The following is a 15778-nucleotide window of genomic DNA, read 5'->3' as shown; positions in this document are numbered from 1 at the left end:
TCACCTCAAGGTTTGTGCGCCAGACAACGATTTGGCGGACATAATGAGAACATCGGCTATGCCACGAGTTTGAGGCGGGCCATCGGATCGTTGAGGGTGCGGAACTCGCCAGGGGAGAGCCGATTTGCCCGGTGCCACAGATAGTCGCCGGTCAAGCTGATGTGTGCCCAGCCCATCGGCGAGAGATGGGCAAGAAGCGTATCGTCGATGGTGCCGCCGGATGATTTGAGATGCTGGGCGGCCCTGTCCATATAGATGGTGTTCCAGTAGGAAATCGCCGCGATCAGCAGATTGAGGCCCGATGCCCGATATTCCTGATTTTCGATCGAACGGTCGGTGAACCGCCCCTGCCGGTTAGTGTAGATCGCGGCGGCGAGGGTATGACGTGCTTCGCCTTTATTGAGGCCGGCTTGGCAGGCGCGGCGCAAGTCGGGCTGCTCAAGCCAGTCGAGCGTGAACAGCGTCCGTTCGATGCGGCCGAGTTCGGCCAGCGCGAAATCCAGCCTGTTCTGGCGCTTGTAGGCGGCCAGCTTGCGCAGGATCGCGGAGGGCGCGACGGTTCCCTCCTTGATGGAGGCGACGATCCTGACGATGTCATCCCAATCGGCTTCGATCGCGGAGATCTTGATCGTGCGGCCCATAAGGCTTTCGATGCCCTTGTAAGTGGATCGTGCGGCGATCGAGCCGAGTTTCCGGTCGGCGATGTCGCGCAGACGGGGCACGAACCGGAAGCCGAGAAGATGGCAAAGGGCAAAGACATGGTCCGTCGCGCCGCCGGTATCGGTATAATGCTCATGCAGCGGCAGCGAGCCGGCGCCGAGCATCAGACCGTCCAGCACATAAGGGGCCTCGCCGGCGGTGGCCGACATGATCCGCGATCCGAACGAGGCAAAATGATCGGACAGGTGGGAGTAGATCTTCAGGCCCGGCTCGCTGCCATATTTCGCATTGATGTCGGCCGCCGCCGATCGGCTGCGACCTGAGCGGAAAAACTGCCCGTCGGAGGATGAACTGGTGCCGGCACCCCAATGGCGGGTGAAGGGAAGATCATGGTGCGCGGCTACGATCATGCCCAGCGCAGCCTGATAATTTTCGGGCGACAGATACCAGTTGTGCGTCCAGGCAAGCTGGGCATAGCTCACCCCGTCGCTGGCGTTGGCCATCCGCTCCAGGCCGAGATTCGATCCATCCGCCAGAATGGCGGCAAGGATCGCATGCGGGTTGTCATGCTCCTTGCCGGAACGAAGATCGCGGAACGCCCTCAGGAATCCGGTGCGCTCGGCCACCTCGACCAGAAGTTCGGTGATCCGCACGCGCGGCAGCAAGGCATCGAGCCTGCGATCGAGGGCCTCCGCCTCGGGCGGCGTGATCGCCGGCATGGGTTGCAGCTTGAGCCGGTCGCGTTCGAGCGCCACGCCCGCGAGCCTGTTCGCCTTGAGCTGCTTGGCGAAACGGCGCAGCCGCCAGTCGAGCGTCCTTGCCCGCTCCTCCAGATAGGCGGCCGCATCGGTCTGGAATGGCAGGCTGTCGGCCACCTTGCCGGCCTCGCGCCGGCTCAGGAGATAGGTGTCGAAGCGGCGATAATTGCGGGTTCCTTCGACCCATATGTCGCCGGCACGCAACCGATCGCGCAGCGTGGCCATGACCGCCGTCTCGTATCGCCGGCGATCGATCTGACCACCTTCGGTGATGAGGCGCTTCCACTGCCGGTTGGCGAATGGGAGCGGAACGCCCTCGGGCAGACTGCGCAACTTGCGCGCATTGGCATCGCGAATGATATCGATGGCCTTGACCAGGTGCGATCCGCTTCCCGATGCCTTGAACGTGAATGCGTCGAGGAAAGCGGGGCTGAAGCGCCGCAACGTAGCATAGCGGCCCGTTGCCGCGACAAGGGCATCTTCCCCCGCCAGCTCGGCCAGCGCATCGACCTGCGTCTTGGCTGCGACCAGTCTGTGCCAGCCTACCGCTTCGTCGATCAGTTCGAGCGGATTGCCGCCATGCTCGACCGCCTCTCCCAGCGCGGCGATCGTCGCGCCGAACAACCGCATGAGTTCGCCGACCGAGCGGATGCTGTCCTGATAGCGCCTTTCGCGGCCCCGCCGCGCCCGTGTGAACAGGCCCCCGACAAGCCTGTCGAACATCTGGATCGCGCTATCGGCGAGCCTGGCATCAAGGTCGATGACTGCCGCGACCAGCGTCGCGCGTCGCCTTTTAAGGCTATAGTCGGAGAGCAGGAACGCCGGCGCCGCGCCACCTTCGCGCATGAACTGAGCGAACCGAAAGTCGGGGATTTTCGCGCCGATCGCCGGGTCGATGCCGATCCCGCGCACATAGCGCAACCGTTCCAGCAGCCCGTTGATGTTCGCCGTGGTGGGCGCTTCCTCGTAATTGCGCAGCCAGGCCAGCGGCGTCATGCCAAAGTCGCTGTTGTTGACGATCAGGTCGTCGATCCGTGCCAGTTCGGCATGGCTCAGGCTTTCGACGATGAGCGCCGCCGCGGCCTTGCGGGCGCGTGCCCTCCCGGCAAGGCCCGCACGTTCGAGCGTGTCCGCCGATGGAAGAATGAAGCGTTCCTGCTTCAGCCCCTCCATCAGCGCGCGAACAATAGGTTCGCCCCGATCGGTCCGCTCCGCAGCTTTTGCTGCGAGATCGAGCGCGAGCGGTATATCCCCTCGCCGAAAAGGACGTATCCCCAGATGCCGTGCCGCAATGTCGGCATGATCGTTGCGCGTTTGCGCGCGCTGGCCATAGTCGACGAACGCAGCCGCATCGACGACGATCTGGGCAGCGAGATAGTGAAGGACCGCATCGGGGACGTCGATGTCGGGCTGCAAACCGAAGCCGGGATGCCGCATAAGCGCGATCTGCGTTGCCAGGCCGAGGCGGTTCGCAGGGCGATAGCGGCGGCCGACCAGTTCGAGATCCTCGGCGGCAAGGGTATAGTGGCCGATGATCGCGGTTTCATCATGGGGGATATCGAACAGGCGACGCCTTTCTTCTCCGGTCAATAATCGCCGCCGCGCCATCCTGCCCCCATCCCGAGTCGAGAGCGACAGGCTAGCGTCAATCTGGAGTATAGCCTAACCGGACGTCAGGGCGGTGGTTGCTATTCTGTCAGAATAGAGTTGATGAACACATTTGTTGACGCCTGTCGCACCGTGTCATAGATTTCAACCTGACAAATTGGCCGGAGGCGACGATGAAAGGCCAGAGGATCGGTTACGTCCGGGTGAGCACATTCGATCAGAATGTCGATCGCCAGTTGGAAGGGCAGTCGCTCGACCGGATTTTCACCGACAAGGCTTCGGGCAAGGACGTCAACCGGCCCCAGCTCGACGCCATGCTCGCATTCGCCCGCGAGGGCGATACCGTCGTGGTCCACAGCATGGATCGACTGGCCCGCAATCTCGACGATCTGCGCAAGCTCGTTCAGTCTCTCACCAAAAGGGGCATCCGGATCGAGTTCGTGAAGGAAAGCCTGACCTTCTCGGGCGAGGATTCCCCCATGGCCAATCTGATGCTCTCCGTCATGGGTGCTTTCGCCGAGTTCGAGCGCGCCTTGATCCGGGAGCGGCAGCGTGAAGGCATTGCGATCGCCAGGCAACGCGGCGCTTATCGTGGGCGGAAACGGTCCCTGTCCGATGAAAAGCTGGCCGAGTTGCATCGCCGTGTCGCTGCCGGCGAGCGCAAGGCCGTCATCGCCCGCGACCTGGGGATCAGCCGCGAAACCCTATATCAGTATCTCCGCGCGGCCGCATGACGTTAATGTTCTCATCATGTCCACCAAATCGTTGTCTGGCGCACAAACCTTGAGGTGACGCCCGGGTGCGGAAATTGATCGTGCCTGACAACTGATCTTCGATCAGGTCGGCCGACGGATTCTTGTAGACGTCGATGCCAGCCAGCAGTTCTGACGGAATATCCTCCAGATTAAGCTGGTTGGCGCCGCTGGCGGTGAAGATGTCGCGACCGTTCAGTTCGGTGCGGACCTGGGTCAGGCCGCGGATTGCGACCGAGCTGCCTTCGCCAAAGCGGCGCTGGACCTGAATGCCGGGAATGCGCTGCAACGCTTCGGCGACGTTGCGGTCGGGCAGCTTGCCGATGTCTTCGGCGACGATCGAATCGACGATGACGTCGCTGTTGCGCTTGATCGCCTGGGCGCTCGACAGGCTGGCGCGGACGCCGGTGACGACGATGTCGCCATCGGTCGCGGCGGGCTGCGGCGGCGTGGCTTCCTGCGCATGGACGTTGGTCCCCAGCGCGATGCTGGCGATCGAAATGCCGGCCAGCAACGCGGCGCGACGCGGCATAGGCGTGATCTTGGTCATGAAACCCCTTCCTCTCCCTGACGCCCCGATCGGAGCGTTCGATTCGCGACCACTTCGGCCGCCGAAAACCTTCCCTTATGCGCCTCGCCCACTTTGGGAGCGGTAACAAGACGAGCTTCCATTACTCCCACATTTTAAATTATGAAATATAAAAATTGATTTTATATGTGGATAATGTGTAGGAGGTTCGAACCGGCGAGGATGGTCCTATAGGTGAAACATCATCGATTTGGAGAGGGGAAATGGAGCCGCATGACAGGCAAGACGCGCTATCAGGCGCCCGCGCTCACAAAAGGCCTGGAAATATTGGAGCTTCTGGCCGCCGCCAGCGACCCGCTCATAATGTCTGACATATCCATCGCGCTTGGCCGGTCGGTGAGCGAGATTTTCCGTATGTTGCAGGTGTTGGAAGAGCATGGCTATATCGCCCGCGCCGAGGAAGGCTATCGCCTGACCAACCGGCTGTTCGCGCTGGGCATGAGCCAGCCGCCGATCCGCGACCTGGCCTCCACCGCCCTGCCGGTGATGCAGGATCTGGCGCGCCGGGCCGGGCAGAGCTGTCATCTCGCGGTCGCGTCGGGTGCGGAGATGGTCGTCATCATCGCGATCGAAGCGCCGGGCCTGTCGGGCTTTGCCGTGCGCGTGGGTTATCGCCGGCCGCTGCATCGCTCCAATTCCGGGCGCATCCTGCTCGCCTTCCAGCCGCCCGAAGCGCGGGCGGCGATGCTGGACGATATCCGCGCCACCGGCGAAACGCTGAATGAGGCCGAACTGGCCGAACGGCTGGACGCGGCGGTGGCCAATGGCGGCGCGATCGCGCCCAGCCCGATGCTGACCGGCATAACCGACCTGTCCGCGCCGATCCTGGCCGGCGGGGTCGCGCGCGCGGCGCTGACCATGCCCTTCGTCGATGGCGCGGCGAACCGGGCGACGGTGGAGGCGTGCAGCCAGTTGGTGCGCGACGCGGCCGCCATGATCGGAAGCGCGATGTCGCCGATCATGCTGGCGCCCCCCCGCGAAGTGGAGGGCGGACAATGAGCGACATGGACCGACGTGCGGCCTTGCTGGCGGCAACGGGACTCGCTGCGCTGCCGGGCCTGGCCGCTGCGCAGACAAACGCCGCCGACGAACTGATCGACCTGTGGCCGGGCACGCCGCCGGGCGGGAAGGGCGCGCGGATCGTCCGCAAGATCGCCGACCAGTCGAAAGACCCGACCACGCCCGATCGCTGGGTCACAGGCATTGACCGCCCGGTGCTGGTCGTGCGCCGCCCTGCCCGCCCCAATGGCGCGGCGATGCTGGTGGTTCCGGGCGGGGGCTATGGCTTCCTGTCCTACGACAATGAAGGGACCAGCCAGGCCGACTGGCTGAATGCGCGTGGCATTACCGTCTTCATCCTGCTCTACCGCCTGCCCGGCGAAGGTTGGGCGCAGCGGGAAGATGTGCCGTTGCAGGATGCGCAGCGGGCGATGCGAATGATTCGCGCGAATGCTGTCCAACTCGGTGTCGCACAGGACCGGATCGGCGTGCTCGGCTTTTCCGCCGGCGGGCATCTGGCCGGGTCGCTGGCGACGCGCCATAGTGAGCGAGTCTATGATCCCGTCGATGCCGCCGACCGGCAGGATGCCCGGCCCGCTATAGCCGGGCTGGTCTATCCTGTCGTCAGTCTTGACGCCCCCTTCACCCATGACGGATCGCGCGACATGCTGCTGGGGCCGGACGCATCGACCGACATGCGCCGGGCGCGATCGGTCGAGTTGCGGGTCGATGCGGGGACGCCCCCACTGTTCCTGGTCCATGCCGGCGATGACGGGTTGGTCCCGCCCGCCAACAGCATCGCCCTGTTCCAGGCGATGGAAGCGGCGCAGCGCCCGGTCGCGCTCCATATCTTCGAGGATGGCGGACATGGCTTCGGCGTGCGCCTGCCCCGGACGATGCAGGCCGCCGCCTGGCCCGATCTGTTCGCGACCTTCGCCGCGCGCCATGGGCTGATCCCGGCATGACGATACGCGCCACGACAATGATGATGACGACCGATCAGAAATGAGGAAGAGGATGCGGCATCTTATCGCTTTATGTGGCGCATTGGCGCTGACCGGCCCGGCTTTCGCCGTCAGCAAGGTGCCGGGCGATCCCCATGTCGACGATCCGGTCGGCATCGTCGCAGACCCCTGCCCCATGCATTCCAAGCCGACCGATCAGGCCGGGTGGACGCTGTGGAACCTGCACATGCTGACCCGCGATTTCGGGCAGCTATGCCGCTATGCCGCCGACAACAAGGCGCTGGAGGGCAAGCCGGTGCGGGCGGTGTTCATGGGCGATTCCATCACCGACAACTGGATCAATGCCGATCCGTCGATGTTCACCGACGGGCAGGTCGATCGCGGCATCAGCGGGCAGACCACGGCCCAGATGCTGGTGCGTTTCCGGCAGGACGTGATCGCGCTGAAGCCGCAGGTGGTCCATATCATGGCGATGACCAACGATATCGCCGGCAACACCGGCGCGGCGACGATGGACACGGTGCTGGGCAATATCCAGACCATGGCCGAACTGGCCGATGCCCATCGGATCAAGGTCGTTCTCGCGTCCGTTCCCCCGGCGGGCGCCTTCCCCTGGAGTCCGGGGTTGCGACCCGCGCCGCAGATCGCGGCGATTAATAGGTGGTTGTCCGATTATGCCCGCAGCCGGGGCTTCACCTATGTCGATTATCATGCCGCCATGGCGCAGGCGGACGGAGCGATGAAGCCGGGACTGTCCACCGACGGCGTCCATCCGACGGCGGAAGGCTATGCGATCATGCGCCCGCTGGCGCGGCAGGCGATCGAAAAGGCTTTGAGGGAAATCCAATGACGATGCTGGGACGCCGATCGTTCCTGGCGGGCGCCGCCGCACTGGGCCTGGCCCGCGCCGCGCGCGCGGCCAGCCCGATGGGTACGATGCACGGCCCGGTGCAGCCAAGCTGGTCCTCGCTGGTCGCCAATTACCGCTATCCCGACTGGTTCCGCGACGCGAAGCTGGGCATGTGGTCGCATTGGGGGCCGCAATCGGTGCCGGCGCAGGGCGACTGGTATGGCCGTTTCCTATATATGCAGGGCCACCCGATGTACGAGCATCACCTGAAAACCTACGGCCATCCGTCGGTCGCGGGGATGAAGGATATCCAGAATCTCTGGACCGCCGACAAATGGGAACCCGACGCACTGATGGCCCGCTATCAGAAGGCGGGCGCCAAATATTTCATGGCGCTCGCCTGCCATCACGACAATCTGGACTGCTACGACAGCCGCTATCATGCCTGGAACAGCCTGCGCGTCGGGCCTAAGAAGGACATCGTCGGCATCTGGGAACAGGCGGCGCGCAAGGCCGGCATGAAGTTCGGCGTGTCCAACCATGCCGCCCATGCCTGGCACTGGTATCAGCCGGCCTATGGCTATGATCCGACAGGGCCGAAGAAGGGCGAGCGTTACGATGCGTTCCGCCTGCGCAAGGCGGACGGCAAGGGGCAATGGTGGGAGGGGCTGGACCCGCAGGAACTCTATACCGGCGGCCATGCCGTGCTGCCCGACGGCATCGACACGATCGAGGCGATGGACAAGTGGCACGACGCCAATAACGGCCAGTGGATCGAGACCGGGCCGAAGGACGACCCGGCCTATGTCACCCGCTGGCTGCTGCGCCAGACCGATCTGGTGGCCAAATATAAGCCCGACATGGTGTATATGGACGATCATGAACTGCCCTTCGGCCCGGTCGGGCTGGAGGCGGCGGCGGATTATTATAACCGGTCGATCGGCTGGCACGGCCAGATCGACGTCGTGCTGACCGGCAAGCAGCTCAAGCCCTATGCGCGCTTCGGCATGGTGCAGGATGTCGAGCGCGGCTTTACCGACAGGCTATGGGACGAGCCATGGCAGACCGACACCTGCATCGGCGACTGGTTCTACAATACAGCGCGGCAGCAGGACAAAAGCTACAAGAGCGCGGAGGAAGTCATCCAGCGGCTGGCCGATGTCGTGTCGAAGAACGGCAACCTGCTGCTGTCCATCCCGCAACCGGGCGACGGATCGATCGACAGCGAGACGGAGAAGGTGCTGGACGGCATGGCCGGATGGGTGACGCATGGCGGCGAGGCGATCTTCGGGTCGCGGCCCTGGCGCGTCTATGGCGAAGGGCCGACGCAACTGATCGCAGGGATGCAGAATGAGGAGAAGGCCAAGCCCTTCACCGCGCAGGACATCCGCTTCACCACCAACAAGGGGGCGCTCTATGCGCTGTTCCTGGGCCGGGCGCAGGGATCTACGACCATCCGCTCACTGGCGCGGGGTCGCGTGGGCGGCACAATCAGCCAAGTGACACTGCTCGGCGGTGGTCCGGTCGCCTTCCGTCAGGATGGCGCGGGCCTCCATCTCACCATGCCGCATGGCGTCCATTTCGTGCCGGTCGTCCGCATCGACGGCCATGGCCTCGTTTGAAATACAGGGATTTACAGGGATGATCGCAAAGAGCTTCAAATGGATCGCACTGGGCGCGTCCTGCCTCACCGCCCCGGCGCTGGCCGAACCGATGGCGCTGCTCGATCGCCATGGCAGCCGCGTGGCGGTCGAGCCCTATGCGCCCAATATCGTGCGGGTGACGATCGCGATGGACCCCGACCTCGCTTCGGCCGCGCCGGGCGAAGGGCCGAATGCGAAGGCGGACGCGACCGGATGGACCCATCGCAGCGATGCGAGCGGGGATGTGTTCGCCTCTACCGCCCTGACGTTGACGATCGACGCCAAGCCATGGCCCAAGGCGCCCACGCAGATGGAGCGCTATTTCGCGCCCGCCCTGCCCCCGGTCAGCCTGTCGGTGAAGGATGCTGCTGGTAATGTCCTCACCAAGATGACCGGCTGGGAAATGGCGCCGGTGACGGTCAATGGCGAAAAGACCTTCAAGGTCGCCGCCAGCTTCGACGCGCCGCTGGACGAGCATTATTACGGCCTGGGCCAGAACCAGGAAGGCTATATGGATCTGCGCGGCAAGCAGATCGACTGTTCGCACAGCTATGACGCCCCGGCCGGCGAGACCGTCTGCGTCCCCTTTCTCGTCACCAACAAGGGCTATGGCATCGTCTGGGACAATCCGGCCCGCACGCTGGTATGGCCGGGCCTGCACAGCACAACCCGCTTCCAGAGCCAGGTGGGCGAGCGCGTCTCCTTCTTCGTCATCACCGGCAAGACGACCGACGAACTTTACGCCGGTTACGCGAAGCTCACCGGTGAGACGCCTTTGCCGCCCAAGGCCGGTTTCGGCCTGATCCAGAGCAAGGCGCGCTATGAGAGCCAGCAGGAACTGCTCGACATCGCCCATGGCTATCGCCAGCGGAACCTGCCGCTCGACGTGATGGTGCTGGACTGGTTCTACTGGACCCGCATGGGCCAGCTCGACATCGACCGCAGCTATTTCCCCGATCCCAAGGGAATGAACGACCAGTTGAACGCCATGGGGATGCGATCGATCATCAGCGTCTGGCCGCGTTTCGAGCGCGAGGGGCGCTATTTCGAGTTTCTCAAGGCCAAGGGCTGGTTCCTGCATGACAAGGACGGCCATCCCATCGACGGCCTGCCGATGCGGTCCGACCGGGCCGGCGCGCTGATCGACAGCACCAACCCGCAGGCGCGCGAATGGTTTTGGGGCAAGATCCGCGACAATATCGCATCACAGGGGTTCGACTGGTTCTGGCTGGACGAGACGGAACCGGACCTGATCCCCGACGGCTATCAATTTTCGATCGGATCGGGCGACCGCTATCGCAACCTCTTCCCGTTGGCGCATACGATGGGCGTCGCGGAAGGTTCCGAGCGCGACCGGCCCGGTTTCCGCAACATGATCCTCGCCCGCGCCGCTTATCTGGGGTCGCAGCGCAATGGCGGCCTGTTCTGGTCGTCGGACGTTAAATCGACCTGGGAAGCGCTAGAGCGGCAGGTGCCCGCCGGCCTTAACTTCACCGCGTCGGGCCTGGCCTATTGGGGCAGCGATATTGGCGGCTGGCAATATCCCCAAGGACCGAAGGCGGAAAACCCGATTCTGGTCGATCCGGCCGGCGCAACGGCCATGGACGCCAGCTATCCCGACTATCCCGAACTGTTCGTCCGCTGGTTCCAATATAGCGTCTTCACGCCCACGCTGCGCATCCACGGCCAGCGGCCGGGCACGGCGCTGTGGGAATATGGCAAGGCGGCCGAGCCGATCCTGGGCGACTGGCTGCGGCTGCGCTATACATTGATGCCCTATATCTATGCGTTGGGCCGGCACACTTACGACACCGGCGCGCCGTTCATGCGCGGGCTGTTCATGGACTTCCCGAACGATCCCAAAGTGTCCGACATCGGCGACCAATATATGTTCGGTCCCGCCTTCCTGGTCGCCCCCGTGACGGCGCAGGGCCAGACCAGGCGCCCGGTCTACCTGCCCGCCGGCACCGCCTGGTATGATTATTGGACCAACCAGCGGTTCGAGGGCGGCCAGAGCGTCGAAGTCGAAACGCCGATCAACCGCATACCGCTGTTCGTGAAGGCCGGATCGATCGTGCCGATGGGCGTTCAGGTGCAAAGCACGGCGGAAAAACAGGCGCTGGAGAGCATCCGCGTTTATCCCGGCGCGGACGCGCGCTTCACCCTTTATGACGATGATGGCACGACCAACGCCTATCGCAACGGGGGCATCAAGGCCGAACTGGTCTGGAACGACGCCGCCAAATCGCTGACGAGCAAGACGAAGCTACCCTCCGGCCAGGCGATCGCCGGGCTGGTGCAGGTCGTTGGTCAATAAGGAGTTTCGAGCTATGACGGGTATCAATCGCCGCGAACTGGGCATGGGATTGGGCGCGGCCGCATTGGGCGCGGGCCTGGCAGGCAGCAACGCCGGTGCGCAGACCGCTCGGCCGCAGGGCGACAGCGCTTTCCCCGCCGACTTCCTGTGGGGCTGCGCTACCGCTGCCTATCAGATCGAGGGCGCGGCGAAGGAGGATGGCCGCGGGCAGACCAATTGGGACGTGTTTTCGCACACGCCCGGCAAGGTCGCCAATGGCGATACGGGTGATGTCGCCTGTGACAGCTATCATCGTTATGGCGACGATATCGTGCTGCTCAAGGCATTGGGCGTCAAAGCCTATCGCTTCTCCATCGCCTGGTCGCGCATCTTCCCCGATGGGAAAGGCAAGCCCAATACCAAGGGGCTGGATTATTATAATCGGTTGGTCGATGGCCTGCTGGCCGCCGGCATCACGCCGCATGTCACCATGTTCCACTGGGACTTGCCCCATGCGCTGCCGGGCGGTTGGCAGAACCGGGACACCAGCTATGCCTTCGCCGACTATGCCGGTTACACCGCCAGCAAGCTGGGCGACCGGGTGGGGCATTTCATGACGGTCAACGAACTGCGATGCTTCACGGACCTCAGCTACATGACCGGCGGCAAGGCGCCGGGCCTGAAGCTGCCGATGAAGGAGGTGAACCAGATCCGCCATCATGGCGTGCTGGCCCACGGCCTGGGCGTGCAGGCCATCCGCGCGGCGACCAGGGCGGGGACGCAGGTCGGCATCGCCGACAATCCCAGCGTCTTCGTGCCCGCGATCGAGACGCCGGAGCATATCGAGGCGGTGAAGAAGGCCGTGCGCGAGGAGAACGCCATGTTCCTCACCGCCATCATGGAAGGCCGCTATATCGACAGCTATCTGACCGCGCAGGGCAAGGATGCCCCGGTGGTCAAGGATAGCGACATGAAGCTGATCGGCGCGCCGCTCGATTTCCTGTCGGTCAATGTCTATACCGGCAACACCGTCCGCGCCGACGAGACTGCGCCGTCGGGCTACAGGATATTGCCGCATCCCGGCCAGGCGCCGCGTATGCCCTCCCCCTGGCTCTATGTCACGCCGGAGGTCATCTATTGGGGAATGCGCGCCATCAGCGAAAACTGGAAGCCCAAGGGCCTCTACATCTCGGAAAATGGCTGCTCGGCCGACGACAAGGTGGCCGAAGACGGCAAGGTCTATGACACCGACCGCGTCATGTATCTGCGCAACTATCTGACCCACCTGCAACGCGCCACGCGCGAGGGGATTCCGGTGAAGGGCTATTTCGTGTGGAGCCTGATGGACAATTTCGAGTGGGAGGACGGCTATAGCAAGCTGTTCGGCATCCATCATGTCGATTTCAAGACCCAGAAGCGCACGCCCAAGCTGAGCGCTGACTGGTATCGCGAACTGGTGCGGACCAACAGGCTGGTGTGACGGACAGGGGGCGGCATGATCCGCCCCCTTTGCTTTAGCGCTTCGCGCTGATCGCTACCTGCGTTTCGCCCAATCCTTCGGCGTGGGCGCGCAGGATGATTTTGCCGGGTCGGTTGGCCTTCACGATCGCCAGCGCCAGGCCGTTGAAGGCGGCGCGGCTGTGCGAGGGGAAGGCGTTGAGGTCGGTGGGGTCGCCATTGTCGGTGGCGACGATCTGGCCCGGCCCCTCGATCGTGAAGCTGATAGTCTGCTTGGCGGCGGGGACGACATGGCCGTCCCTGTCCAGGACTTTGAGCGTCACGAAGCTGAGGTCGCGGCCATCATCGGCGATAGTCGACCGGTCGGCGGTCAAGGACAGTTTCGCCGCTTCGCCCACGGTGCGGACCGTTTCGGTCGCCCAGGGCTTGTCGTCCTTCCAGGTGACGACCTTCACCTCGCCCGGTGCATAGACGACATAGTCCCAGCGGAAGCGATATTCATAGTCGCGCTTCTTGATCTTGCCCTGCGACTGGCCGTTGACGAACAGTTCCGCCGCGTCCGCGGAAGAGAAGACATGGACCGGCGTGATCTGGCCGACGCGATCCGGCCAGCTCCAGTGCGGCAGGATATGGGCGAATTTCAGGTCCGGCCTCCAGCGCGCCTGATAGAGCCAGAAGCGGTCCTTGGGGAAACCGGCGAGGTCGACGATGCCCGAATAGCTGCTGCGCGATGTGTAATAGGGCGTCGGTTCGCCCAGATAGTCAAAGCCCGTCCAGACGAATTCACCCGCGACATAGGGATTCTGGTCGTCGGCCGCCCATACCCGGTCAGGCGAAGAGCCGAAATCGGCCGCGTGCAGTTCATAGGCCGACACCTGATGCGTGTCGGGATTGCCGCCAGACCAGGGCCGCACCGGACCGCTGATCGCGCCGGCGACCGGGAACATATATTCGCCCCGGCTGGACAGCGCCGATGCGCTTTCGGTGGACAGGATGACCTTGTCGGGGAATTTGGCGCGGAAGGCGGGATATTGGCCGATGATGCCGCGGATGCCCGCGCCCTGATAGTTCAGGCTGATGACATCAACGGTTGTGGGCAGCAGCATGTCCGCCTTGGCGAAGTTCATCGCGCCGGTCGCGAGGCGCGTCGGGTCTTCCTCATGCGCGATGGCGATGAGTTCGCGGCCGATCTTCGCGCCGGCTTCGCCATCATATTGTTCGCCGACTTCGTTGCCGACGCTCCACATTATGATGGAGGGGTGGTTGCGGTCGCGCCGCAGCATCGACCGCAGGTCGGCCTCATGCCAGTCGGGGAAAATCAGGTGAAAGTCGTGGGGCGTCTTCTTCTTTTCCCAGCTGTCGAATATCTCGTCCATGACGAGGAAGCCCATCTGGTCGGTGAGTTCGAGCAATTCCGGCGCGGGCGGATTGTGACTCATGCGCACGGCGTTGGCGCCCATGTCGCGCAGGATTTCAAGCTGGCGCTGGGCAGCCCGGCGGTTGAAGGCCGCGCCGATCGCGCCGAGATCATGATGGTTGTTGACGCCGCGCAGCGGGATATGTTCGCCATTGACGATCACGCCTTTGTCGGGATCGAATTGAATGTCGCGCACGCCGAAGCGGGTTTCATAGGTGTCGATCGTCCTGCCGCCCTGGGTCACGGTGGACAGGGCGATATAGCGGTTTGGCTGTTGTGTCGGCGGCGGTCCCCAGAGGCGGGGGTTGGTCAGGATCGTGCTGCCGTTCAGCACCGCCTTGGCGCCCGGTGCGATGCTGGCGGACTGGCGCGCAATGGTGGCGACCGGGCGGCCGGTGCGCTTGCCGTTGGTGTCGAGCGCGTAGAGCGCGGTCGCGACTTCGACCTGCGCTACCTTGTCGCCGTCATTGTCGAGGGTCAGGCTGAGGTCGATGGTCGCCTGTGCCTTGCTCACCTGCGGGGTGCGGACCGTGCCGCCCCACTGGCCGACATGGACCTTGTTCGCGGTGGTGAGGTAAATGTCGCGATAGAGGCCGCCGCCCGGATACCAGCGGGCCGAAGCCTGCGGGTTGTCGAGCCGGATGGCGAGCTGGTTCCTGCTCCCCGGCACCGCATAGGGGGTCAGGTCGAGGCGGAAGCTGTTATAGCCAAAGGGCCAGCCGCCGACGAGCTTCCCGTTCAGCCAGACGGTCGCGTAGGACATCGCCCCTTCGACATCGAGGAAGATCGACTTGCCCTTGTCGCGCGCGGGGATGTCCAGCGTCCTGCGATACCAGCCGATGCCCCAGCTGGGCAGGCGACCCATGCCGCCATAGGGGCCATCCTTGATGAACGGCCCGGCGATCGCCCAGTCATGCGGCAGGTCCACCTTGGTCCAGGTGCTGTCGTCGAAATACGCCTGCACATAAGGGACATCGCCGCCGGGATTGCCCGCCGGGCGGACATGATGTTTGGCCGCATCCTTGATGAAGGGGTTGGCGCTGGGGAGTATCCAGGGTTTCAACACCTGCGCGCCGCCGTCGTCCACCTTCACGGCTGCGTCGGCGGGCGTGTCGGCCAGCTTGCCGTCGCCTGCATCGTCGATCGGCGGTCGGACGTCATAGCGCAGGTCGGTGGTGAGGCCGGCCGGGTCGCCCTTGGCAAAGCGCCAGTCGCGGCTGATCGACACGCTGTCGGCGGCGATAGCGAGAGGGGTGAAGCCCGCCGTCGCCAGCGCGGCCAGGCCAGTCACGGCGAGCGACAGTCCCCGCATAAATCGCGATCGCGACAACGACATGGACAGTTGCACCATCATTTCCTCTCCCGGCCCTCCGCAATCTGGTAGCGTTATCATTACTCTGAGCGATAGCGCCCAACTTGGCAAGAGTGGAAGTCGCGATCGGCGATCGGGCCGATATATATGCCGATCCCCTATGTGGCGATGTTGGAAAACCTATCGGGCCGGTCAGGCGCCCAGTCGGGTGACAGTGGCGCGGCGCGGCCGGGAGTCGAGGATGCCGATGCGGTCGTCGCCTTCGATCTGCGCGAGCATCGATGCGATGGCGCCGGGATCTACGACTGTATCGGGATTCGCCAGGCCGCTGCTGGCGGTCCCCGCCGCCAGGCGATCGCGCACAAGTTTGCGGACGTTCGACTGGGTCATGGCGTCAGGCTCCAATAAAGGTCGGCATAAGCGCACGCAGCGCCGTCCAGAATCGCGCAATAGCATTGTCGATCGCCACGG

General features: G+C 64.0%; 10 protein-coding genes and 1 pseudogene. 7 read left to right on the top strand and 4 right to left on the bottom strand.

Annotated elements, in window-relative coordinates:
- Positions 1 to 56 precede the first annotated feature (56 nt).
- Positions 57 to 3026 (bottom strand): Tn3 family transposase, encoded by a 2970-nt coding sequence (locus EWH12_RS03770; RefSeq protein ID WP_129925765.1) that lies wholly within the window; start codon positions 3024 to 3026, stop codon positions 57 to 59.
- A gap of 173 nt (positions 3027 to 3199) precedes the next feature.
- Between EWH12_RS03770 and EWH12_RS03765 the strand changes: the two genes are divergently transcribed.
- The gene (locus tag EWH12_RS03765; RefSeq protein WP_129925764.1) at positions 3200 to 3760 is read left to right on the top strand and encodes a recombinase family protein; all 561 of its coding nucleotides are present in this window, start codon (positions 3200 to 3202) and stop codon (positions 3758 to 3760) included.
- A gap of 61 nt (positions 3761 to 3821) precedes the next feature.
- On the opposite strand, the pseudogene EWH12_RS03760 reads toward EWH12_RS03765, so the two are convergent.
- Positions 3822 to 4328 (bottom strand): annotated as a pseudogene (locus EWH12_RS03760) (TonB-dependent receptor plug domain-containing protein); the annotation flags it as partial.
- Positions 4329 to 4580: 252 nt separating this feature from the next.
- Here EWH12_RS03760 and EWH12_RS03755 point away from each other — a divergent pair.
- From EWH12_RS03755 to EWH12_RS03730, 6 genes are read left to right on the top strand one after another with little or no spacing between them, the layout of a single operon-like run.
- Positions 4581 to 5366: an IclR family transcriptional regulator gene (locus tag EWH12_RS03755; RefSeq protein ID WP_066608004.1), complete on the top strand. Its 786-nt coding sequence runs from the start codon at positions 4581 to 4583 to the stop codon at positions 5364 to 5366.
- Positions 5363 to 6331 (top strand): alpha/beta hydrolase, encoded by a 969-nt coding sequence (locus tag EWH12_RS03750; protein WP_129925763.1) that lies wholly within the window; start codon positions 5363 to 5365, stop codon positions 6329 to 6331. Before EWH12_RS03755 ends, EWH12_RS03750 begins: the two co-directional genes overlap by 4 nt.
- Positions 6332 to 6383: 52 nt before the next feature.
- Positions 6384 to 7181 carry an SGNH/GDSL hydrolase family protein gene (locus EWH12_RS03745; protein ID WP_165363563.1) on the top strand — a complete coding sequence of 266 codons (798 nt, stop codon included), beginning with the start codon at positions 6384 to 6386 and terminating at the stop codon, positions 7179 to 7181.
- A complete protein-coding gene (locus tag EWH12_RS03740) occupies positions 7178 to 8803 on the top strand; it encodes an alpha-L-fucosidase (RefSeq protein ID WP_129925761.1) in 1626 nt (541 codons plus the stop codon). Before EWH12_RS03745 ends, EWH12_RS03740 begins: the two co-directional genes overlap by 4 nt.
- Before the next feature lie 19 nt (positions 8804 to 8822).
- Positions 8823 to 11141, top strand: a complete 2319-nt coding sequence (locus EWH12_RS03735) for a glycoside hydrolase family 31 protein (RefSeq protein ID WP_129925760.1) — start codon at positions 8823 to 8825, stop codon at positions 11139 to 11141.
- Positions 11142 to 11154: 13 nt separating this feature from the next.
- Positions 11155 to 12600, top strand: coding sequence for a GH1 family beta-glucosidase (locus EWH12_RS03730; RefSeq protein WP_129925759.1), 1446 nt, complete (start codon positions 11155 to 11157; stop codon positions 12598 to 12600).
- A 34-nt stretch (positions 12601 to 12634) separates the two neighbouring features.
- Here EWH12_RS03730 and galB read toward each other — a convergent pair whose 3' ends face one another.
- Together galB and EWH12_RS03720 are read right to left on the bottom strand one after the other, a co-directional pair.
- On the bottom strand, positions 12635 to 15349 hold the full coding sequence (gene galB, locus EWH12_RS03725) for a beta-galactosidase GalB (protein WP_242495945.1): 2715 nt from the start codon (positions 15347 to 15349) through the stop codon (positions 12635 to 12637).
- A 150-nt stretch (positions 15350 to 15499) separates the two neighbouring features.
- A complete protein-coding gene (locus EWH12_RS03720) occupies positions 15500 to 15697 on the bottom strand; it encodes a hypothetical protein (protein ID WP_066607988.1) in 198 nt (65 codons plus the stop codon).
- Between the last annotated feature and the right edge of the window lie 81 nt (positions 15698 to 15778).

This window comes from Sphingobium cupriresistens (assembly GCF_004152865.1).
GTDB classification, from domain to species: Bacteria; Pseudomonadota; Alphaproteobacteria; order Sphingomonadales; family Sphingomonadaceae; genus Sphingobium; species Sphingobium cupriresistens.
The sequence above is the reverse complement of the archived record's forward strand: the minus strand, read 5'-3'. Positions and strand labels throughout refer to the sequence as shown.